Origin of the sequence: Pseudomonas sp. (assembly GCF_049300855.1) — a bacterium.
Taxonomy (GTDB): domain Bacteria; phylum Pseudomonadota; class Gammaproteobacteria; order Pseudomonadales; family Pseudomonadaceae; genus Aquipseudomonas.
In genome coordinates this window covers 256188-278496 of the sequence record NZ_JBAQKH010000029.1, presented here as the reverse complement: position 1 = coordinate 278496, position 22309 = coordinate 256188, and the positions used below count along the sequence as shown (strand labels likewise).

Here is a 22309-nt window from a genome sequence, read left to right as displayed (position 1 = left end):
ACAACTCCGATGAATTTTTCCCAATTCTTCATTTCACGGCCGATCTTCGCAGCGGTGCTTTCGCTGCTGATCCTGATCGCCGGTGCGATCTCGCTGTTCCAGTTACCGATCAGCGAATACCCGGAAGTCGTGCCACCAACCGTGGTGGTGCGTGCCAACTTCCCGGGCGCCAACCCAAAAGTCATCGGTGAAACCGTGGCGGCTCCGCTGGAGCAAGCCATCACCGGCGTCGAGAACATGCTGTACATGTCCTCGCAGTCGACCGCCGACGGCAAAATCACCCTGACCATCACCTTCGCCCTGGGCACTGACCTGGACAATGCGCAGGTGCAGGTGCAGAACCGGGTGACCCGTACCGAACCGAAGCTTCCCGAGGAAGTGACGCGCATCGGTATCACCGTCGACAAGGCCTCCCCCGACCTGACCATGGTTGTGCACTTGACCTCGCCGGACAAGCGCTACGACATGCTCTACCTGTCCAACTACGCGATCCTCAACATCAAGGATGAGCTGGCGCGTCTCGGTGGTGTCGGTGACGTGCAGCTGTTCGGTATGGGCGACTACTCGCTGCGTGTCTGGCTTGACCCGAACAAGACTGCTTCGCGCAATCTGACCGCGACCGATGTCGTCACCGCGATTCGTGAACAGAACCGTCAAGTGGCTGCCGGCCAGTTGGGCGCGCCCCCTGCGCCGAATGCCCAGAGCTTCCAGCTGTCGGTCAACACTCAGGGCCGTCTGGTCACTGAGGAAGAGTTCGAGAACATCATCATTCGCGCAGGCGACAACGGTGAAATCACGCGCCTCAAGGACATCGCTCGCGTTGAACTGGGCTCCAGCCAATACGCTCTGCGTTCGTTGCTGAACAACCAGCCGGCGGTGGCAATCCCGATCTTCCAGCGTCCAGGCTCCAATGCCATCGATATCTCGAACGAAGTTCGCGGCAAGATGGAAGAGCTGAAGAAAGGCTTCCCGCAGGGCATGGATTACAGCATCGTCTATGACCCGACGATCTTCGTGCGCGGCTCGATCGAGGCGGTGGTTCACACCCTCTTCGAAGCACTGATCCTCGTGGTATTGGTGGTGATCCTGTTCCTGCAGACCTGGCGCGCCTCGATCATTCCGTTGGTGGCGGTGCCGGTATCGTTGATCGGTACGTTTGCGGTGATGCACCTGTTCGGCTTCTCGCTCAACGCGCTGTCGCTGTTCGGCCTGGTACTGGCGATCGGGATCGTGGTGGACGACGCCATCGTGGTGGTGGAGAACGTCGAGCGGAACATTGAACTCGGACTGACACCGGTCGAAGCAACCAAACGGGCCATGCGTGAAGTCACCGGCCCGATCATCGCGACGGCGCTGGTGCTGTGTGCGGTGTTCATTCCGGCGGCGTTCATCTCCGGCCTCACCGGGCAGTTCTATAAGCAATTCGCACTGACCATCGCTATCTCGACGGTGATCTCGGCGTTCAACTCGCTGACCCTGTCGCCAGCACTGGCCGCGGTATTGCTGAAAAGCCACGACGCACCGAAAGACCGCTTCTCCAAGGTGCTCGACAAAATCTTCGGTGGCTGGCTGTTCCGTCCGTTCAACCGTTTCTTCGACCGCGCCAGCCATGGCTACGTCGGCACGGTTGGCCGGGTTATCCGCAGCAGCGGCATCGCCCTTCTGCTGTACGCAGGCCTGATGGTGCTGACCTTCTTCGGTTTCTCCAACACCCCGACCGGTTTCGTACCCGGCCAGGACAAGCAATACCTCGTCGCCTTCGCGCAATTGCCGGACGCCGCGAGCCTGGATCGTACCGAAGACGTGATCAAGCGCATGTCCGACCTGGCGCTGAAACAGCCAGGCGTGGAAAGCGCGGTAGCGTTCCCGGGCCTGTCGATCAACGGCTTCACCAACAGCCCGAACGCCGGCATCGTCTTCGTGACCCTGAAGCCGTTCGACGAGCGTAAAGACCCGAGCATGTCCGCCGGTGCAATCGCCGGAGCCTTGAACGGTCAGTATGCAAACATTCAAGAAGCGTACATGGCGATCTTCCCGCCACCGCCGGTACAAGGTCTGGGCACCATTGGTGGTTTCCGCCTGCAAATCGAAGACCGGGGCAACCTGGGCTACGACGAGCTGTACAAAGAAACCATGAACATCATCAACAAGAGTCACAGCGTGCCGGAACTGGCCGGGCTGTTCACCAGCTACACCGTGAACGTGCCACAGGTCGATGCCGCCATCGACCGTGAAAAAGCCAAGACCCACGGCGTGGCCGTCAGCGACATCTTCGACACCCTGCAGATTTACCTGGGTTCGCTGTATGCCAACGACTTCAACCGCTTCGGGCGCACCTATCAGGTCAACGTTCAGGCCGAGCAACAGTTCCGCCTCGAATCCGATCAAATCGGTCAGCTGAAAGTACGCAACAACAAAGGCGAAATGATCCCGCTGGCGACCTTTATCAAGGTCAGCGACACCTCGGGCCCGGATCGCGTCATGCACTACAACGGCTTCATCACTGCAGAAATCAACGGTGCTGCTGCACCGGGCTACAGCTCTGGCCAGGCCGAAAAGGCCATCGAGAAACTGCTCAAGGAAGAACTTCCGAACGGCATGACCTACGAGTGGACCGACCTGACCTACCAGCAGATTCTGTCCGGCAACACCGCGCTGTTCGTGTTCCCGCTCTGCGTACTGCTGGCGTTCCTGGTGCTCGCCGCGCAATACGAAAGCTGGAGTCTGCCACTGGCGGTGATCCTGATCGTACCGATGACCCTGCTGTCGGCCATCACCGGTGTGATCATCTCGGGCGGTGACAACAACATCTTCACCCAGATCGGCTTGATCGTACTGGTGGGACTGGCGTGTAAGAACGCGATTCTGATCGTCGAATTCGCCAAGGACAAACAGGAAGAAGGCCTCAACCCGCTCGCGGCGGTACTGGAAGCCTGCCGTCTGCGTCTGCGGCCGATCCTGATGACCTCCTTCGCGTTCATCATGGGTGTGGTGCCACTGGTGTTCTCCAGCGGTGCCGGTGCCGAGATGCGTCACGCCATGGGTGTGGCGGTGTTCTCCGGGATGCTCGGGGTGACCTTCTTCGGTCTGTTGCTGACCCCAGTGTTCTACGTACTGATCCGTAACTTTGTCGAACGCGGCGAAGCCCGCAAAGCGGCCAAGGCCCTCAAACTGGAGGCGCAACAATGAGTCTGAAAGTCTTCCTGCCGAGTCTGCTGGTGCTGGCCCTCAGTGCCTGCGCCGTCGGCCCCGACTACAAGACCCCAGCCACGGAGGCGGCCAACATCACGGCCGTCACCGACGGCGCCGCCGGGCAAAAGAACTTCGACCGCTCGAAATTCGAAGGCATCTGGTGGCAGCAATTCGACGATCCGACCCTCAACCAGTTGGTGACCCAATCGCTGCAAGGCAACCGTGAACTGCGCGTGGCGTTCGCCCGCTGGAAAGCCGCTCGGGCGATCCGCGACGACGTCAGCAACGATGCGATGCCAACCATCACCAGCCGCGCCAGCAGTGACCTGGCCAAGGGCCAAATCCCTGGCCAGACCACCAACCGGGTCAATAGCGAACGCTATGACCTCGGTCTGGACATGGCTTGGGAACTGGACTTGTTCGGGCGCATCCAGCGCAATCTGCAAGCCAGCGACGCCGACCAACAGGCCGCCGAAGCCGATCTGTACCAACTGCAAGTCACTATGATTGCCGAACTGGTCGACGCTTACGGTCAATTGCGTGGCGCGCAACTGCGCGAAAAAATCGCCGTGGCCAACCTGAACAACCAGGTCGAGTCACGCAAGATCACCATCAGCCTGCGTGATGCTGGTGTGGGCGATCAGCTCGATGTAGAGCGTGCCGATGCACGTCTGGCCTCGGTCGAAGCCAGCGTGCCGCAGTTGCAGGCTGAACAGGTTCGGCAGAAAAACCGTATCGCCACCCTGCTCGGTGAGCGTCCGGACAAACTGACCGTCGATCTGAGCCCGAAAGACCTGCCGGCGATTGCCAAGGCGCTGCCGATCGGCGATCCGGGCGAACTGCTGCAACGTCGTCCGGACATCCTCAGCGCCGAACGCAAACTGGCTTCGGCGACGGCGCGCATCGGTGTGGCGAAAGCCGATCTGTTCCCACGGGTCAGCCTTAGCGGGTTCCTCGGCTGGACGGCTGGACGCGGTTCGCAAATCGGTTCCTCGGCGGCCAACGCCTGGGCACTCGGCCCAAGCATCACCTGGGCCGCGTTCGACCTTGGCAGCGTGCGCGCCCGTTTGCGTGGCGCCGATGCCGATGCCGAAGGCGCCTTGGCCACCTACGAGCAACAAGTGCTGCTGGCCCTGGAAGAATCGGAAAACGCCTTCAGCGATTACGGCAAGCGCCAGCAACGCCTGATCTCGCTGATTCGCCAAAGTGAATCGAGCCGCAAGGCTGCCGATCTCGCGGAAATTCGCTATCGCGAAGGCACCACCGACTTCCTCGTGCTGCTCGATGCCCAGCGGGAACGGCTGAACGCCGAAGACAGCCAGGCGCAGGCCGAAGTCGATCTGTATCGCGGCATTGTCGCGATCTACAAAGCCCTTGGCGGCGGCTGGCAACCAGAGACGGTCGCCAGTCAGTAACAGTTGTTAAAGAGCTCCTTTGGTTGGCCGCAACCAACCAATTTTTTGCCCCGCGTATCATTCGGTCGCGGGGCTTTTTTGTGGCTTTTTTTCAGGCAATGAACGTTTGTGGGATCAGGGCTGCTGTTGATTTCTTTGGTCTTCCATCACCGTGACAGTGGCTGTGGTGCCTGCGCGCAAGCGGTTCTTCCCGGCATAGTCATGATCAATGTCGATCCGCACCGGTACTCGTTGTGCCAGCTTCACCCAGGTATAACTCGGGTTGATGTTGGCCAGTAACCGGCTGCCCGGGGCGTTTTCCCGGTCAGCGATGGCGAAGGCAATGCTTTGCACCGTGCCGCCGAAGGTTTCGCCGCTCATCAACTGAATCCGCACCCGATCGCCCTCCTCGATCCTTGGCAGCTTGGTTTCTTCGAAGTAGCCGCTGACGTAAAACGATTCGCTGTCGACCAGTGCCAGCAAGGCACCACCGCTCACGGCGTAGTCGCCCTCACGGGTCAACAGGTTGGTCACATAACCGCTGACCGGCGATTCGACGCGGGTGCGCTGCAAGTCCAGCTCTGCCTGGGTCAGCGCAGCAATCGCCAGTTGCACATTGGCTTGCGCCAGGCCGAGGTTGGCCTGATTGCGTAACAGGTCGGCCTGGGCCACCGCCACGTCAGTGCTGGATTTCTCCCACTCCTCACCGGAGATGGCAAACCCTTGCTTGAGCGTGCGCCGCCGACGCTCTTCGCTTTGGCGCTGCTTGAGCAGTGCTTCACTGGCGACAATCGCCGCCTGCGACTGGCCCAAGGTGGCCCTCGCCACTTCAACCGAGCGTTTGGCGTGTTCGACTGCCAAGCGGTAGCGCGCCGGGTCGATCTCCATCAACAGCTGGCCCTTGTCGACATGCTGGTTATCCTGCACCGCCAGACTGACGATGCGCCCCGAGACATCCGCCGACAACGTCACCACGTCCGCCCTCACCCGGGCATCGCGGGTCCATGGGGCGCGGGTGTAATGTTCCCAGGCAAACCAGCCAAGCACGATCGCCAGAATCACCACCGCCAACGTCGTCAATCGCGTGAGCATTACTTTCAAGTGATCAGGCTCCCATCAGTAAAATCAGCGTGGCACAGACGCAGGCATACAAGGCACCTTCGAACAATGCCTCATGCCAGACCAGACGCAACACGCCCAGGCGTCGCAGGCCCCAGTCCAGCACCATGAAGATGGGGATGGCCAGCAACAGCGCCTGGGCAATCGGCGGCAGGTAAACCCCGCCAATCTCGAAATCAATGGGCAAGGGCAGGTTCTCCTTCCGTTGCAGGGTCTTGCAGTTGTTCGCCGTGACGCTGCAAAAATGACACCACGATCAACAGAGCGACGCGCATGCGGAACACCGACCACAGATGCTCATGACTGGCGACGTGCAGCTCATCCAGTTCATCGCCCAAGGTGTGCAACGAGCTCAGCAACGGCGTCAGTTGTACATCCGGGCGACCGGCGACAAAACGCCCGGTCTTGCGCAAGGCCGAAGCCAAGTGACGACTGAACGCTTCTGTCAGCAACGAATTGTTCTGCGCCTGCTGGCGCAGTTGATGCATCGCGACACCCAGCGCAACGCACGCAAGGCTGATTTCATACAGTTGTTGCATCACGCGATCATTAACCGCTGGCAACAAGCCGAGCATGCTGGTCAAGCGATCGACCATGCGACTTTCGAACGCGAATTGCTGCTCATCGGTGGCGGGCATTTTGCTCAGTTGATACACCTGCTCGCGCGCCTCGTTATAGAAGCGGCGAATGCGCCATGCGGGACGAAACGGAAAGATCCACGCATAGACAATCAGCGCCAACATCGCCGCACTGACGTAAGCACCGGCAAATTCGAACCATTGAATCGCCGTGTTCTGGCCGGTGCCGATATTCTGCGGGCCGAGCATGAGAAAACTCGATAACCCCAGCCCCATGCCAATACCCGCCGTCGCCGGGCTCGCCAGACCGACCGCGATCACGTACAGCAGCGGTGCCAACAACAATGCCAGCCATTCGAAATCACTGATCGCCGGCACCAGCATGAATTGATAAAGCGCCGATACCAGCAACGCCAGTCCCAGACCGCGGGCGTAACTCTGCGCGGCCATCAGCGGACGCGGAAACGTCGCCATCAACGAACACAGAATGCCCACCAGAATCATCCCGCCCCGCGCGCCATCCCACGCCGTTTCGATCCAGATCAACCCGGCCACCAGCAACGCGGTGAACGCGCGGATGGCGTTCATCGTCGCCAGGGTGAAATCCAGGTGCAGCGGACTGGCCTGACCGCGATAGAGGCAACTGGCTTCACGACCATCCTGAATGGCATCGCTCAATTCCAGAATCTGCTCCAACTGGTGCAACAACCGCGCCTGTTCCCAGCGCAAGGCCCATGCCAGCGAACGCAGGGTGGCGCTCATGTCTTCGGTGAGTTGTTCGGCCTGATAAGCCAACGCTTCGAACTGTTGCTGCAGCGTGACGAATTGATGCCGCGCCTGGGCAGGTAATGACCGACCTTGTTGCGCCAACTGATCGAGCAAGGCCAACTCCTCGGCACGCAGGCGCTGGACGTCCAGCGGCAGATCACCTTCCCAGCGCTCGGTCAGCAACTCGCGCTGATGACGCAAAGCGGTCAACCGCGACGTCAGCAACATCAATTGATTACCCAGCAACAGCACCAGATTGTTGGCACTGCGCAGACGTGGCGCATCAAAATACAGGTGCCGGCGCAGGCCTTCCAAGGCACTGATTTCTCCGAGCAGCTGCATTTGCCTGCGCTGGAAATCAGCCTCGCTTTCCTCCGTGCGCAGCACCGCCGCGGCATGGCTGGCCGCCAGTTTGATCACTTGATCGACCTTGGCGAAATACCCTTTGGCTACCGCCTCCGGCCGCGCCGTAAGCAGACTGATCACGCAGACACACGCCACCGCCAGCAAGGTTTCGGTAACGCGGGTGACCGCCAGTAAAAAGGTGCCGTCCTGATCCGGTATCGCCAGCATCGCCACCACCACGGCGGTGTAGCCACTGAGGACGAACGCCTGGGAACTGGTGTAGCGCAGCAACGTTCCGCCCGCCGTGCACAGCGCCAGCCATAACGCCAGTGTGGTAATGAACGGCAATGGCGCCTGCGGAAAGATCGCCATGATCAATACCGCCACCGCCGCGCCCAGCGTGGTGCCGATCACCTGACCAAAACTGCGCGCCAGTGCCATCCCGGCCAACGGCTGACTGACGATCACCACCGCCATGATCGACCATTTCGGCTGGTCGAGGTCGAACAGAAACGCCAGATACAGGGTCAGCAGCCCGGCGGCAATGGTTCGCAGGGCAAACAGCAGCACCGCCTGGCCGGGATGGATCACTGCTTTGAAGTAATTGAACAGGGCTTGCATGGGCACACTCGTCAGAACAACTCCTGCAAGCGTAGACACTGCCAGCCAAGCCTGACGGTTCACAGCGTCGACGCGACGTGTAGGGCGTTTCGCAGGCATTGGGTTTGACTCACGGCGCGCGCTGACCGAAGCTTGCCGCTCTGCCAATAGAACGCCAGTTCACGGAAACCTGCATGCCTGCTTCTCGCCGCTATTTGCTTATCAGCCTTGCCCTTGTGCTTATCGTCGTCGTGGCCTGGCTGTCCCTGCGCAGTACCGCCCCGGTCGTTCCGGAAGCCATTCGGCGTGGTTACAGCGAAGCGTTGAACGCCGCGCGCACCGGTCAGCCGGGCGCGGCGCGGCAGTTGTATCAACAGATGGGCCGCCCGGATCTGTCGATTAAACGCCGGGTCTGGCTACACGGCGAATTGCCGAACTATCCAAGCCCCCAGGCATTGAAACTGGCCGACGCCGACCTGCAAAACGAAGCGCCCGAGGTGCGGCTGGCAGCGATCCACAGCGTGGTGGGGCTGGTGCCCGGCGGGCAACGCAGCCTGTTGCTGGGGCCCATGCTCGATGATGAAGATCAGACCGTGCGTTTTGCCGCGATCAATGCCCTGCTCGGCTTGACGCCTGACGAACTGGGTTTGTATTTCGCGCCGTTGCAGCAAGCGATCGATGGCTGGGAGCAAGCGCTCAAGGCCGAGCCGGAAAGCGCCGCCACTTACGCGCAACTGGCGCGCCTGTATATCCATAACGTCGAACTCAAAGAAGCCCAGGTCGCACTCGACAATACCCTGCGTCTGGAGCCCGGCAACCTGCAGGCGCTGGTCATGCAGATCGACGTGCTCGACCGTCAGGGCCAGAGCGACGCCGCCCGGCAGTTGCTCGCCCAACAACTCAAAGCCCAGCCCGACTCAGCGTATCTGCAACATGCCTTGGGCCTGTGGCTGTTGCACCACGGTCAACGCGAATACGCCCTGCTCGGCTTGTCCAAAGCGGTGGAACTTGAACCCGACAACAAGGATTACCGCTACGACCTCGCGACCACCTTGCACAACGCCGAAGAGCTGGAAGCAGCGCAAAAGCAGTTGCAGGAAATCGTCCAGCGTCATCCGGCCGATCGCAAGGCGCGGGTGCTGCTGATCAATTACTGGAAAGAAAGCGGCCAATTGCAAAATGTGCAGATCCTGCTGGCGCAACTCGAACAGTTGAATCCCGACGATCCGGCCCTGCAGCAAGGGCTGTAAAGCAAATCCAGAAGAAATTTGTGAACTGCCATCACGCCAGAGGGTCAAGTAATTCAGGCGACCGCTTTGAATAAAGCGCCTCGACTCCCCTAGTCATGAGAGGGCATTTTTTGTCTACATCTAACGCGTTGATCAGTGCAAAAGCCGCCACCGGCATCGAGGGTCTGGATGACATCCTCGCGGGTGGCTTGTCTCGTGGACATGTGTTTTTGCTCGAAGGTGAACCCGGAACCGGCAAAACCACGGTCGCATTGCATTTTCTAATGGCCGGGGCACGCGCCGGCGAACGCTGTTTGTACATCACGCTGTCGGAAACCGAGCGTGAGTTGCGCCAGGGTGCGCTCTCCCACGGTTGGGAATTGGGCGAGAACATCGAGATTTTCGAGCTGACGCCACCGGAAAGCCTGCTCAATGCCGAACATCAGCAGAGCTTGCTGTACTCCTCCGATCTGGAACTGGGCGAAGCCACCAAGCAGATTTTCGAAGTGGTCGAGCGCTTCAAGCCGACCCGCGTGGTGCTCGACAGCCTGTCGGAGATTCGCTTGCTGGCGCAGAGTTCATTGCGCTACCGCCGCCAGATCCTCGCGATCAAGCACTACTTCGTACGCTATGACGCTACGGTGCTGTTGCTCGACGACCTGACCACCGAATCCCTCGACAAGACCGTGCACAGCGTGGCTCACGGTGTGATTCGCCTAGAAGAATTGACCCCCAACTATGGCGCCGAGCGCCGGCGTGTCCGGGTGGTCAAATACCGTGGTCAAAAGTATCGCGGCGGCTTCCATGACTTCACCATCATGGGCGACGGCGTGCACGTATTCCCGCGACTGGTCGCGGCGGAACACCGCGGCGAATATGCACGCCTGCAGTTGACTAGCGGCATCAAGGAAATGGACGCCCTGCTAGGTGGCGGCATCGAAACCGGCTCAAGCACGTTGATTCTCGGCCCCGCAGGCACCGGTAAATCATTGATCTCGATGATCTTTGCCGCGTCTGCCGTACAGCGCGGAGAAAAAGCGGCACTGTTTATCTTCGATGAGGAGTTGGGCCTGCTGTTCGAGCGCATGAACAACATCGGCATCGACCTCAAGGCCCTGCAAGCCACCGGTAACCTGCTGATCGAACAAGTCGACGCTGCCGAATTGTCACCGGGCGAGTTCTCGCACCGGGTGCGACGTTGCGTCGATGAGGGCGAGATCAAAACCGTGGTCATCGACAGCATCAACGGCTATCAAGCGGCGATGCCGGAAGAAAACGCGCTGGTGCTGCACATGCATGAACTGTTGCTGTACCTCAACCGCAAAGGCGCCGCGACCTTCATGACGGTTGCCCAGCACGGTCTGGTCGGCGACATGCAAGCGCCGGTGGACATTACTTACCTGGCCGATACGGTGATTCTGTTGCGCTATTTTGAAGCCATCGGCAAAGTCCGGCGGGCGATTTCCATCATCAAGAAACGCACCGGCAGCCACGAATCGACCATTCGTGAATACCGAATTTCCACGCAAGGCATGACCATCGGTGAGCCGCTGGAAGCCTTCCAGGGCGTGCTGCGCGGCGTGCCTACTTACCTCGGCGCGAGCAACCCACTGCTTCGGGAAGAAACCTTGTGACGTTGAGCACGCCACTGGCCGAACGGGCGCTGATTCTGGCGCCCGTGGGTCGCGACAGCCAGATTGCGCGGATGATCCTCAACGAAGCAGGTTACGGCGGCCTGATCACACCGACTCTGGGCACGCTGTGCTCGGAGCTTGAGCTGGGTGCGGGACTGGTATTGATCGCCGCCGAAGCGTTGCACGGTCCCGAGCTTGATGCGTTGTTCATGTACCTTGAACAGCAACCGGCGTGGTCGGACCTGCCCATCGTACTGCTCACCCATCACGGCGGCCAGGAACAAGGCCCCTCCTCGCGGCTCAGCGGTCAATTGGGCAACGTCACCTTCCTTGAACGGCCGTTTCATCCGGCGACCCTGGTCAGCCTGGTTTCTGCCGCCCTGCGCGGGCGACGACGACAGTACGAAGCCCGCGATCGACTGATTGACCTGAGTGAAAGCGAACGCCGTCTGCAATCGACGCTGGAAACCCTTGAGCAACAGGTCGAGGAACGCACCGCCCAACTGCGCCATAACGAAGAAGCGTTGCGTCAGTCGCAGAAAATGGAAGCGGTCGGCCAGCTGACCGGCGGCATCGCGCATGACTTCAATAACATGCTCACCGGGATCATCGGCAGCCTGGAGTTGCTGCGCCGGCGCCTGGCCCGTGGTCGCACCGACGATCTCGACAGCCTGATCGACCTCGGCGTGACTTCCGCCAACCGTGCTGCCGGCCTGACCCACCGACTATTGGCGTTCTCGCGCCGCCAGTCACTCGACTCCAAAGCCGTGCAAATGAACACGCTGGTGTTGTCGATGGGCGAACTGCTGCAACGCAGCCTCAACGAAAGCATTCAACTGGACATGCGCCTGAACGACAAACTGTGGGTCGCCGAAGCCGATCCGAATCAGTTGGAAAGCGCCCTGCTCAACCTCGTCATCAATGCCCGCGATGCCATGCCCGAGGGCGGCAAACTGGTTGTCGAAACCAGCAATCAGGTGCTCAAGCGCGAATTCACCGAGGCTTACAGTAACCTTGAGCCCGGTGATTACGTGATGTTGAGTGTCACCGACAACGGCAGCGGTATGCCGCAGAGCGTGATCAACCGGGCGTTCGATCCTTTTTTCACCACCAAACCCATCGGCCAGGGCACCGGCCTTGGCTTGTCGATGATCTACGGTTTCAGCAAACAATCGCGTGGCCATGTGTCGATCGACAGCGAAATCGACCAAGGCACCACGGTCAAACTCTACCTGCCGCGTTTCCGTGGTGAAGAACTCGCCCACCCCGAGGTCGATGTCCAGCAAGCGCCGGAAGCGCTGGACGGCGAAACCGTGCTGATTGTCGAAGACGACCCCGCCGTGCGTGTATTGGTCAGTGCGGTGCTCAGCGAGTTGGGTTATGCCTTCGTGGAAGCCGGCGACGCCGATGGCGCCGTGCCGATCCTCAACTCGGCGCAACGCATTGACTTGCTGATCAGCGACGTCGGCCTGCCGGGCATGAACGGCCGGCAACTGGCGGAAGTCGGCCGGCAATACCGGCCAGGTCTGAAAGTGCTGTTCATCACCGGATACGCCGAGCATGCGGCGGTGCGCGGTGGCTTCCTCGATTCGGGGATGCAGATGATCACCAAACCGTTCACCTTCGATCTGCTGACGGCGAAGGTCAGAGAGATGATTCGCCAGTGACGTGGTTCACACGTTCATCGGCAGCATTTCGGAACCGTTTTTCCGCACACTGCGAGCCATCCGCCTTGCTTGCGCGGCTTGCAGATTATCTTCGGTGCTCGCTTTTGTAGTTGTTTCGTTGGGGATGGCATTCACTTCATTCAGACACGCACCTGACAGCACCATTTCCCCCACAATCGCATCGGCTTCATTGGCAATCTGCAGATTGTCCACGCCTGCTCGCAACGTCGAAGCACCGTCACCCAATGTTAGCGTCACAAGACTATTGATCCCGGTATTGGCCAGACCATAAACCGAAGACATCGCCGTATCATGGATGAATGTCTTGGCGGCTGTTTGCGTGCCTGACGTGGTTGGCAAACTTATCGGATCGCGGTGCCTGCTTTCCTTATAGCTGGCAGGTACATATTCCGATGCACGAATATTGTCGCCGACAAAGCTTTTCAACGCGCCATTGGCCGCTGACCTTAAAATCGGGTTGACACTGCTCGACACCGGCCCCAGCCACATACCCTCAACAAGATTGACACCCAGATTGGCGACCATATTGATAGCTTGCGAACCCAGGGTGGCATTGGCGTCATAGGCAATCGAGGGGCCGAAACGAGAGATCATCCTGCCAGTGGTGACCCCGCCAAGATCCTTTGCAATGTCACTCAAAACATCGATCGGATCACCATTGGAAAAACCGCCTGTAAAACCGGTAGCGAAACCCAACACCCCCATCGCCCCTACAGCCAGGCTTTTGCTCATGCCACCGGTCCCACGCTGGTCAAGAATATGCGCGGTGCTTGCTGCTGAAGCATAAGCCACTGAAGCGCCGCTCATGATCGCCAAGGGATAACTTGCCAGCTGTCCCACCGCGGCTTTAATCCCCATTTTCGCGAAGTATTTCGCCTGGTTTCCGGCGACCCCCTTGATCGCCCCGCGAATCACCCCTGCTAAAACAGCTTTTGCGCGTTCGCCCTTGGTAACCCGGGTCTTGCTTAACCCCTGCAAGTCCACAAAACCGATCGGATTCCCGCCCACCATACGGTACAAATTCAGCCCGTCGTGAACGCCACCCGGATCGGCACTCAGCCATCGCTGCCGCCACGGCAGGTAGTAACGAAATCCGTAGTAATACAAACCCGTTGCATCCCGCTCCTGCCCCGAATAACGCACCGTCCGGTAACTGGCTTCGACTTTGTCACGCCCGGCCCACCAGGCGGTTCCGCCGTAGGCGTAGTAGCTTTCCTGGCTGATCAGCAGGCCCTGTAGGTCCAGCTCCAGACTGCTGGAACCTAGATGATCGGTCAGGATAAAGCGGTGTTGGTCGTCGGCGATGCCCGACGGCCGGACTTTTTCCCAATGCAGAACCTGCACGTTGCAGCGACCGGCCTGGACACTGATGACCTGTAGGGTTTCTTCGGGACTGGTGCGAATTTCCAGCCCCGGGAAATAGCGGGTTTCATACAAACGCGTCAGTTGAGCGTTATAGACCGTGCGGACTTTGCGCCGCCGCTGGCCTCCTCCATCGTAGAAATAGCACTCGTTGTCATTGGGTTGATCTACGCGCACTACCTGATCGACACAATGTAAACGGTCGCGACAGTCCCATCGCAACGCCTGACCTTTTTGCAGCGTATTAAGGTTGCCATTGGCGTCATACGCCGCGCAGATTTCGCTTTCCCCTGGCCGCTCGCCAAGGGTGGTATACGGCAAACTGCGATTGCTCAACGTCGCCACGGCCGTGCGTTCAGTGCGCTGACCACTGTCGGCATGATGGTGCAAGGTAAACAGATTGCCGCCATCATCGTAGTCAAACGTCTGTCGATAATTTTCCAGCTGACCGGGATCGGGTGGTGAACTGAACTCCGGCAACTGCGGCCCCCCCGGCAGGTTGATGCGTTGCTGGCCTGTGGCTTCGATCAATTGGTAGAGCGTGTCATAACGATAAGTATTGACCGCGTAAACCCGTTGATTGCGCGAGTAACGAATGGGTTGAGCGCCATCATTGATACTGATGAGATTGCCGACGGGATCGTAGGTGTACGCCAGATTCTGCAGCGCAGGCTTGCCAGCGAGATGGGCGAGCAAACGGCTCAAGCGTCCATTCTCGGGATCAAACGAGCAACGAGTGACAACCTGGTTGCCGGCCGTCTGCTGCTCGATCTGCCCTTCAGCGTTGTAGTGAATTTCACCAACCAGCGTGGTCTCTTGCCGGGCACCGGCCATTTTCAGGCTGATTCCGGCCAGTTCCCCCGCCAGCGTCTGCTGCACACATTGCGCATGGCCCGCTGCATCGAGATGGCGGGTCTGCTCCCCCAACGCGTTATAGCCGGTGTGGGAAACCGCACTTTCATCTTCCAGCAGCGCGTCTCGTTCGAGGGGATCGAGGGGCCAGTCCGGCACCTGCGGCGTATTCAGAAAGCGCCACGCTTGCTCAAGCGGGGCTCCCAGGATAGTGAACTCATTAAAGAGTTGCGTACCCGCCGTATCGTCATGCCTTATCAGCTGTCCGCAACGGTTGTGCCGTGCGGATTCGGTAGTGGCGTCAGCATAAGAAAAGCACTCGGCGCGCCCTTCCCCTTGATCGTTCATAGCCTCGAAGACGAATGCCGGACGCAGCAACGCATCGTAGACAGTCCTGCGTTGATTGAGCTTCTGATCCCAGTGCTGCAACGGCTGCCCCGACGCGCCCGGCAGGCTCAAATGCCAGCCGGCGTCGACATTGACGGACAGCAAAGCGCCGCCAGACAGACTGGCGATTGTGCTGTGATTGGAGGGGGTTGCGGGGTCATCCTGCAATAACGCGAACAATCGCGGGTCGCGAACATGGCTGGCCCGATGCTTGAAGTCGTCGACTGTCTGGGTAATACGCGGCTGCGGATCATCCTCGGCAGACCGCCTGCAATAGGCAACCGTGCGAGCAGTGGCACCGCGAGCGTCGTACACAGTGATTGCAGGTGTATGCCGATGCATGAGCGTGGACCTCAATCGATAATGAGGTCTTTTATGGGCGCGGGCCTTGACGGCGTCAACTGTCAGAAATTACAGGTGCGACCCGCCTGGTCCTGTTTCAGGCCAACAACTCCTGAATCTTTTCCTGCAACACATCCAGATCGAATGGTTTTTCCAGGATCGGCGCCTTGCGCGTGATCGGGCTGCCGGTCTCGCGGATTTCCTGCGGATAACCGCTGATGAAAATCACCTTCAGGTCCGGGCGCAGCTTGACGGCCGGTTCAGCGATCTGCACGCCGGAGATGCCGCCGGGCAGACGAAAATCAGTGATCAACATGTCCAGATGCGGTTTGCTCGCCAGGATCTCGAACGCCTGCTCGCCGTTTTCGGCCTGCAACACGCGATACCCCTGCCCCGACAAATAATCGGTCAGGACCATCAAGATAACCGGTTCGTCCTCGACGACGAGTACTACATCTTGTGCATCTACGCTCATGGGAAGCCTTTGTTCGGTCAATAGCTGCTGATACGACCGTGTGGTCACTCAGAGGTTGCGTCGGATTTGCCGTTTTCCTCGATCGGCAGACAAACGCGAAACAGGGCGCCTTCGTTGATTTCACTCTCGACGACGATGGAACCGCCATGGGCGGCGACGATCTGCTCGGAAATGAACAGACCCAGCCCGAGCCCGGCCACTACCGTCTTGGCGGAAACCCGTTCGAACTGTTGGAAAATACGCTTCTGGTTCTCTTGGCTGATGCCGATGCCACGATCCTGCACCTCGACCCGCGCCTCATCACCTTCACGGTAAACCCGCACCTGAATCGGGCTGCGGCCACCGTAGCGCAAAGCGTTGGTCAGCAAATTAGTCACCACCTGCTCGATACGGAATTCGTCCCAATTGCCTTCCACCGGCGCTGGCGCGGTGAACGACACTTCGGTTTCAGCGGCTTCGATCTGTTGCGCGAAGTTCTGCAACAGATTGCTGACCAGTTGCATCAGGTCGAAGCGATTCGGCCGGATCGACAACTTGCCGGTGCGGATCCGCGACACATCGAGCATGTCTTCAATCAGGCGAATCAGGCTTTTGATCTGCCGCTCGTCGCGGTCGACCATGGCGTGCATCTTGTCCAGGGTAAACGCCGCGGCGTTGTCGCGGGCCAGATGCATCTTGCGCAATTGGGTTTCAAGTATCAGGCCGTTGAGCGGCGTGCGCACTTCGTGGGCGACGATTGACATGAAGTCATCACGCATACGCACCGCCTGTTCCAACTCCAGTTGCGTGCTCTGCAATTGCTCCAGCAACGCTTCCTGTTCGCGGCGGGCCAGCTCGAGTGCCTCGACCTGTTGCTTCATCGCCTTGCTTTGGCGGTACAGGTCGACGAAAACGTTGACCTTGCTTTTCACCGCATGGATATCCAGCGGTTTGTGCAGGAAGTCCACCGCCCCGCTCTCATAACCCTTGAACGCGTAATTCAGTTCGCGGCCGGCGGCACTGACGAAAATGATCGGGATGTTTTTGGTTTTTTCGGTGCCGCGCATCAGTTCGGCCAGCTCGAAGCCGTTCATGCCCGGCATCTGCACGTCGAGAATGGCCATGGCGAATTCATGCTGCAACAGCAGCGACAACGCTTCGTCCGCCGACAGCGCCTTGTAGACGGTGCGGTCTTCGCGTTTGATCAGCGCTTCGAGGGCCAGCAGGTTTTCCGGCAGATCGTCGACGATCAACAGTTTGGCTTGAATATTACTCAGCATGCGATTCGTTCCAGCTCGACAAGCAGACGGCCGATGCCGTGAATGGTTAGGACATGGTCAGGCTGCTGAATTTTCAGGGCAGCCAGGGGCATGGTGGCGACTTGCGCCTCTTCGGGGTCCTGGACAATGGTCAAACCGCCACGGCGTTTGACTTGTGCCAGGCCGCGCGCGCCATCGTGGTTGGCGCCGGTGAGCAAAACAGCGGCCAGCGACTCACCGTAGGCGTCAGCCGCCGATTCAAACAGATAGTCGATCGATGGCCGGGAATAATGCACGCGCTCCTCAAGGCTCAGCGACAGGCTGCGATCCTGCTCCACCGACAGGTGATAGCCCGGTGTGGCGAAATAAACCGTGCCGGGAGCGATGTCCTGCTTGTCCGTCGCCTCTTCCACCGGCAACATCAGGCGCCGGGCGAACACTTCAGCCAATTGACTGCGGCGCTCTTCTGGCAGATGCAGCACGACGATGATCGGCAGCACGAAGCCCTGGCGCAGCGGCCCGAGCAGGCTCAGCAAGGCCTCGACGCCACCGGCGGAAGCACCGACCACAATCGCCTCGATTCGAGGCAGATTCGCAGTTTCGTTCATGATTTGCGGTAGATCCGTTCTTGCTTCACCAACGCTTCGAACTGATTGGCATAGCTGGAAAAATCCAGCGTTTCCTTGCTGCCCAGCACCAGAAAACCACGGTGGCAAAGCGATTCGTGGAACAGCCCGAAGGCGCGGTCCTGCAGCTTCTTGTTGAAATAGATCAACACGTTGCGGCAGGAAATCAATTGGGTTTCAGAGAACACGCTGTCCGTCGCCAGACTATGGTCGGCGAACGTCACGTTCTCGCACAGGCTCTTGTCGAAAATCGCATAGCCGTAGGCGGCCGTGTAGTAGTCGGCAAACGAGCACTGGCCACCGGCCTGCTGGTAGTTGGCGGTATACGCCCGGACGTTCTCCATCGAGAAAATCCCTTGCTTGGCCTTGTCCAGCGACCGCGGATTGATGTCGGTGGCATAAATGATCGTGCGGTCGAGCAAGCCTTCTTCGCGCAGCAGGATCGCCATCGAGTATACCTCCTCACCCGTGCTGCACCCGGCGATCCAGATCTTGATCGACGGATAGGTGCGCAGCAACGGCACCACTTCCTTGCGAATCGCGAGGAAGTGCGAAGGGTCGCGGAACATCTCGCTGACCGGAATCGTCAGCAACTGCAACAGCTGCATGAACGCGGTCGAGTCGTGCAGGACCTTTTCCTGCAACGCCGAAATCGTCGCGCACTCGAACTGGCTCAGCGCATGTTGCACCCGGCGCTTGATCGACGCGCCGGAGTAATCGCGGAAATCGTAGCTGTACTTGAGGTAGATAGCCTCAATCAACAAGCGTAATTCGATCTCGCTGTTTCGTTCGGCGGGTGTGCTGCGTTCCACTAAATACGTTCCATCTTCGGTAACCACACGCGAATCAGCGAGAACAGACGATCCAGGTCGATGGGCTTGGCCAGATAATCATTGGCGCCCGCCTGCAGGCAGCGTTCCTGATCGTCCTTCATGGCCTTGGCCGTCACCGCGATGATCGGCAGCTTGCGCCAGCGCGGATCCTTGCGGATTTCAATGGTGGCTTCAAAACCATCCATCTCCGGCATCATCACGTCCATCAACACCAGATCGATGTCCTCGACTTCGTTAAGTCTCTCAATCGCCTCACGGCCGTTACGACCGATCACCACGACTGCGCCTTTGTGTTCCAGCGCGCTGGTGAGGGCGAAGATGTTGCGCACATCGTCGTCCACCAGCAGCACTTTGCGACCCTCGAAGACCTTGTCGCGGCTGCGCGCGGTCTTGAGCATCTTCTGCCGTTCATGGGACAACTGCGATTCGACTTTGTGCAGAAAGAGTGTCACCTCGTCGAGCAAGCGTTCCGGCGAGCGCGCGCCCTTGATGATGATCGACCGCGAATACTTGCGCAGTTCGGCCTCTTCATCACGGGTCAGGTTGCGCCCGGTGTAGACGATCACCGGCGGGAACGAGCAAATGTCTTCGGTGGACATGCGCTTGAGCAGGTCATTGCCAAGCATGTCCGGCAGCTTCAGGTCGATGACCATGCAGTCGTAGATCGTCGTGCGCAGCAGCTCCAGCGCATCCTGCGCGAGGCCGACGGCGGTGATTTCGATGTCCTCGTCGCCGATCAGTCGGGCGATGCTTTCACGCTGCAAGTCATCGTCTTCGACCAGCAGCACGCGTTTGACCTTCTGCGTGAGCTTGGCTTCGAGACGGGCAAACACGTCTTTGAGCTCTTCGCGGGTGGTCGGTTTCACCGCGTAGCCGATGGCGCCCATGTGCATCGCCGCTTCGACGCGGTCTTCGACCGAGATCACGTGCACCGGGATGTGCCGGGTTTCGGCGTGCTCTTTCAGGCGTTGCAGCACGGTCAGACCGGAATGATCCGGCAGGCGCATGTCGAGCAGGATCGCGTCCGGGACGAATTCTTTCGCCAGGTCATAACCTTCGTCCGCACCGTGAGCGACCAGGCATTGGTAACCCAACTCATGCGCCAGATCGTAGAGGATGTGCGCAAAGTTCGGCTCGTCTTCCACCACCAGAATGCAGCGGGTGGCGAATGGCGCCTTGTCGCGGTCATCGGCAAAGCGCGGAATGTGCACCGGCGCCAACGGCGACACCACGGCCGCCAGCGGAGCAACCGGCGCGCTGACGAAGGCAGCCGGCGGGGTGAACGTCAGCGGTGCGGATCGACTATCCGCCGTCTCGCTGTACTGCTGCGGCAACACCAGGGTGAACACACTGCCCTGCCTCGGCGCGCTGCTGACGCTGATCGAGCCGCCCAGCAATGTCGCCAGATCGCGCGAGATCGACAGCCCCAGACCGGTACCGCCGTACTTGCGGTTGGTGGTGCCGTCGGCCTGGCGGAAGGCCTCGAAAATACTGTCCTGTTGATCGGCGGCAATGCCGATCCCGGAATCACGCACGATGAACGCCACGCGATCGTTGGGCTGGCCGCTGATGGTCAGGCTGACCGCGCCCGACTCGGTGAATTTCACAGCGTTAGACAGCAGGTTCTTGATCACCTGCTCCAGACGTTGCCGATCGGTGAACAGCGTCACCGGCGCATCGGGTTGCAGGTCAACGCTGAACGTCAGCCGCTTGTCCGCCGCCAAGGGCTCGAACACGCTGCGCAAGCCGTCCGCGAGACGCGCGACACTGGTGTTCTCGGGGATCACCTCAAGCTTGCCGGCCTCGACCTTGGAAATATCCAGAATGTCGTTGATCAGGTTCAGCAGATCGTTACCGGCCGAGTAGATCGACTCGGCAAACTTGACCTGCTCGGCGCTGAGATTGTCCTGCGGGTTCTCCGCCAGCAACTTGGCCAGAATCAGCGAACTGTTCAACGGCGTGCGCAGTTCATGGGACATGTTGGCGAGGAACTCGGACTTGTACTTGCTCGAACGCTGCAGCTCTTGCGCGCGCTCTTCGAGTTGCACTTGCGCCTGATTGAGTTCGGTGTTCTTCAAGTCCATGGCGTCGCGTTGCTCGGCCAGGGTCTGCGCCTGCTCGGCAAGCTGTTCGTTGGTCTGTTCCAGCTCGACTTGCTGGGTTTCCAGATGGGCCTGGGATTCCTTGAGAATCCGCGACTGTTCTTCCAGTTCTTCGTTGGCGGTTTTCAGCTCTTCCTGCTGCACCTGCAACTCTTCGTTGAGCTGCTGGGTTTCCGCCAGCACTTCCTGCAAGCGCTGACGATAGCGCGCCGCTTCGATCGACGTGCCGATGTTGCCGGCGATCAGCTCCAGCAGTTCGAGGTCGCGATCCAACAGCGGCCGCAGGAAACCCAATTCGATCACGCCGTTGACCCGACCATCATCACTGGTCGGCACCACCAGCACGCTGTGCGGCAAGCCTTGACCCAGACCGGAGCTGACTTTGAAGTAGTCAGACGGCACCGAATCGAGACGAATGCGCCGCCCCTGCTGGGCCACTTGCCCGACGATGCCTTCGCCGCTGTAAATCGACTGGTCCAGTTCTTCCTGTTCACGGGAGAAGCCATAGCTGGCCACCCGCTTCAGGCCGCCGTGCTCCTCGCTGACATACAGCGCCGCCACGGCCGTCCCGAGATACTGCGCGCAGAATTGCAGGATATTGCGCCCCAACAGGTTAAGCGTCAGTTGCCCCAGCACCTGCTCGGCGAGTTCGGTCTGGCCGTTGCGCAGCCACGCCTGTTGCTCCAGACGCCCGGCGCTGGCCTGTTGGGCGGCAAGGTTGGCGCTGTAGTTGTCGGACAGATTGACCAGATCGCGACGGCCGATATACGCCAGCAAACCGCTGATACCGGCAATGAACAGCAGGTACAGGCTGATGCTCCAGATCGTCGTGCGGCGCACTTCTTCGTTGCGCGTGGTGCGCAACGTCTGCTCGGTTTCGATCACATCTTCGAATTGTTTGCGAATTTCGTCCGTCAGGCGTTTGCCGCGTCCGGCCTTGACCGCGCCTTTATAGTCGCCACTGCTGCGCTGCAGATCGATCATCGATTGCGCGTAATTCGCCCACTCGGTCTGCAAGGCCTGAAGCCGGCGCAGACGATCGGTTTGCACCGGGTTGTCGGCAGTCAGTTCGAGCAAGGTATTGAGCGCCACCGTGATCCGTGGCTTGGCGGTCTCGTACGGATCGAGGAAATGTTCATCGCCACTGAGCAGGAAGCCGCGCATGCCGGTTTCCAGGTCAACGGTGAGTTTCACCGCTTCGTTGGCGTTATTGATCACCCGATCGGTGTGCTCGACCCATTGGATCACCGACAGCAGGTAGGTGATCAGCGACACGAAGAACACGGCACTGAGCACACCAACGCCCAAGGGCAGACTGATGTTGCGGCTCAGGAGTTTGCGAAACCGTTGCTCATCAACCGAAGACGGAGAGGACATGGGGCAGCCTTGTCGAACTGTTGAAAAACCCGGAGTTTGCCCCAAAACAGCGGCATGGATCCATTTTTCTCACAGATTTAGCCGCAATTTCCTACATTTGCCCGCGCTCGCGCGATGGGCAACGGTTATCCTTGTCGGCTTGTTTGCGCCTATTCTTTTTTGTATCGA

14 protein-coding genes are annotated in these 22309 nt (G+C 59.5%); 5 read left to right on the top strand and 9 right to left on the bottom strand.

Translation table 11 applies throughout. The features are described 5' to 3' along the window. Nucleotides 1-9 precede the first annotated feature (9 nt). Together WA225_RS16390 and WA225_RS16385 are read left to right on the top strand one after the other, a co-directional pair. Nucleotides 10-3189, top strand: coding sequence for an efflux RND transporter permease subunit (locus WA225_RS16390; RefSeq protein ID WP_422608705.1), 3180 nt, complete (start codon nucleotides 10-12; stop codon nucleotides 3187-3189). Continuing rightward, on the top strand, nucleotides 3186-4607 hold the full coding sequence (locus tag WA225_RS16385) for an efflux transporter outer membrane subunit (protein ID WP_422608704.1): 1422 nt from the start codon (nucleotides 3186-3188) through the stop codon (nucleotides 4605-4607). Before WA225_RS16390 ends, WA225_RS16385 begins: the two co-directional genes overlap by 4 nt. A 114-nt stretch (nucleotides 4608-4721) precedes the next feature. Here the strand turns inward: WA225_RS16385 and WA225_RS16380 are convergent, their stop codons facing one another. Genes WA225_RS16380 through WA225_RS16370 form a run of 3 tightly spaced genes read right to left on the bottom strand, consistent with a single transcriptional unit; the run spans nucleotide 4722 to nucleotide 8017 of the window. Beyond that, on the bottom strand, nucleotides 4722-5687 hold the full coding sequence (locus WA225_RS16380; RefSeq protein WP_422608703.1) for a biotin/lipoyl-binding protein: 966 nt from the start codon (nucleotides 5685-5687) through the stop codon (nucleotides 4722-4724). Nucleotides 5688-5691: 4 nt separating this feature from the next. Then, entirely contained in the window at nucleotides 5692-5892 is a 201-nt protein-coding gene (locus tag WA225_RS16375; RefSeq protein ID WP_016987298.1) for a DUF1656 domain-containing protein, read from the bottom strand. Further along, nucleotides 5882-8017, bottom strand: a complete 2136-nt coding sequence (locus tag WA225_RS16370; protein ID WP_422608702.1) for an FUSC family protein — start codon at nucleotides 8015-8017, stop codon at nucleotides 5882-5884. The genes WA225_RS16375 and WA225_RS16370 overlap by 11 nt, the downstream gene beginning before the upstream one ends. A 173-nt stretch (nucleotides 8018-8190) precedes the next feature. On the opposite strand from WA225_RS16370, the gene WA225_RS16365 reads away from it, so the two are divergent. The 3 genes from WA225_RS16365 to WA225_RS16355 all read left to right on the top strand — a co-directional run bounded on the left by WA225_RS16365 (nucleotide 8191) and on the right by WA225_RS16355 (nucleotide 12526). Beyond that, nucleotides 8191-9246 carry a tetratricopeptide repeat protein gene (locus WA225_RS16365; protein WP_422608701.1) on the top strand — a complete coding sequence of 352 codons (1056 nt, stop codon included), beginning with the start codon at nucleotides 8191-8193 and terminating at the stop codon, nucleotides 9244-9246. Between the two features lie 110 nt (nucleotides 9247-9356). After that, on the top strand, nucleotides 9357-10859 hold the full coding sequence (locus tag WA225_RS16360) for an ATPase domain-containing protein (RefSeq protein WP_422608700.1): 1503 nt from the start codon (nucleotides 9357-9359) through the stop codon (nucleotides 10857-10859). Continuing rightward, nucleotides 10856-12526 carry an ATP-binding protein gene (locus WA225_RS16355; RefSeq protein WP_422608699.1) on the top strand — a complete coding sequence of 557 codons (1671 nt, stop codon included), beginning with the start codon at nucleotides 10856-10858 and terminating at the stop codon, nucleotides 12524-12526. The genes WA225_RS16360 and WA225_RS16355 overlap by 4 nt, the downstream gene beginning before the upstream one ends. Nucleotides 12527-12532: 6 nt before the next feature. Here WA225_RS16355 and WA225_RS16350 read toward each other — a convergent pair whose 3' ends face one another. From WA225_RS16350 to WA225_RS16325, 6 genes are all read right to left on the bottom strand, one after another. Continuing rightward, a complete protein-coding gene (locus WA225_RS16350; protein WP_422608698.1) occupies nucleotides 12533-15490 on the bottom strand; it encodes an RHS repeat-associated core domain-containing protein in 2958 nt (985 codons plus the stop codon). Nucleotides 15491-15587: 97 nt separating this feature from the next. Further along, entirely contained in the window at nucleotides 15588-15965 is a 378-nt protein-coding gene (locus WA225_RS16345; protein ID WP_003225116.1) for a response regulator, read from the bottom strand. A gap of 44 nt (nucleotides 15966-16009) precedes the next feature. Then, on the bottom strand, nucleotides 16010-17224 hold the full coding sequence (locus WA225_RS16340; protein WP_422608697.1) for a hybrid sensor histidine kinase/response regulator: 1215 nt from the start codon (nucleotides 17222-17224) through the stop codon (nucleotides 16010-16012). After that, a complete protein-coding gene (locus tag WA225_RS16335) occupies nucleotides 17218-17811 on the bottom strand; it encodes a chemotaxis protein CheB (RefSeq protein WP_422608696.1) in 594 nt (197 codons plus the stop codon). Before WA225_RS16335 ends, WA225_RS16340 begins: the two co-directional genes overlap by 7 nt. Continuing rightward, a complete protein-coding gene (locus tag WA225_RS16330; RefSeq protein ID WP_422608695.1) occupies nucleotides 17808-18641 on the bottom strand; it encodes a CheR family methyltransferase in 834 nt (277 codons plus the stop codon). The genes WA225_RS16335 and WA225_RS16330 overlap by 4 nt, the downstream gene beginning before the upstream one ends. Continuing rightward, complete coding sequence (locus WA225_RS16325; protein WP_422608694.1) at nucleotides 18641-22141, bottom strand: response regulator; 3501 nt, start codon at nucleotides 22139-22141, stop codon at nucleotides 18641-18643. Before WA225_RS16325 ends, WA225_RS16330 begins: the two co-directional genes overlap by 1 nt. Nucleotides 22142-22309 lie beyond the last annotated feature (168 nt).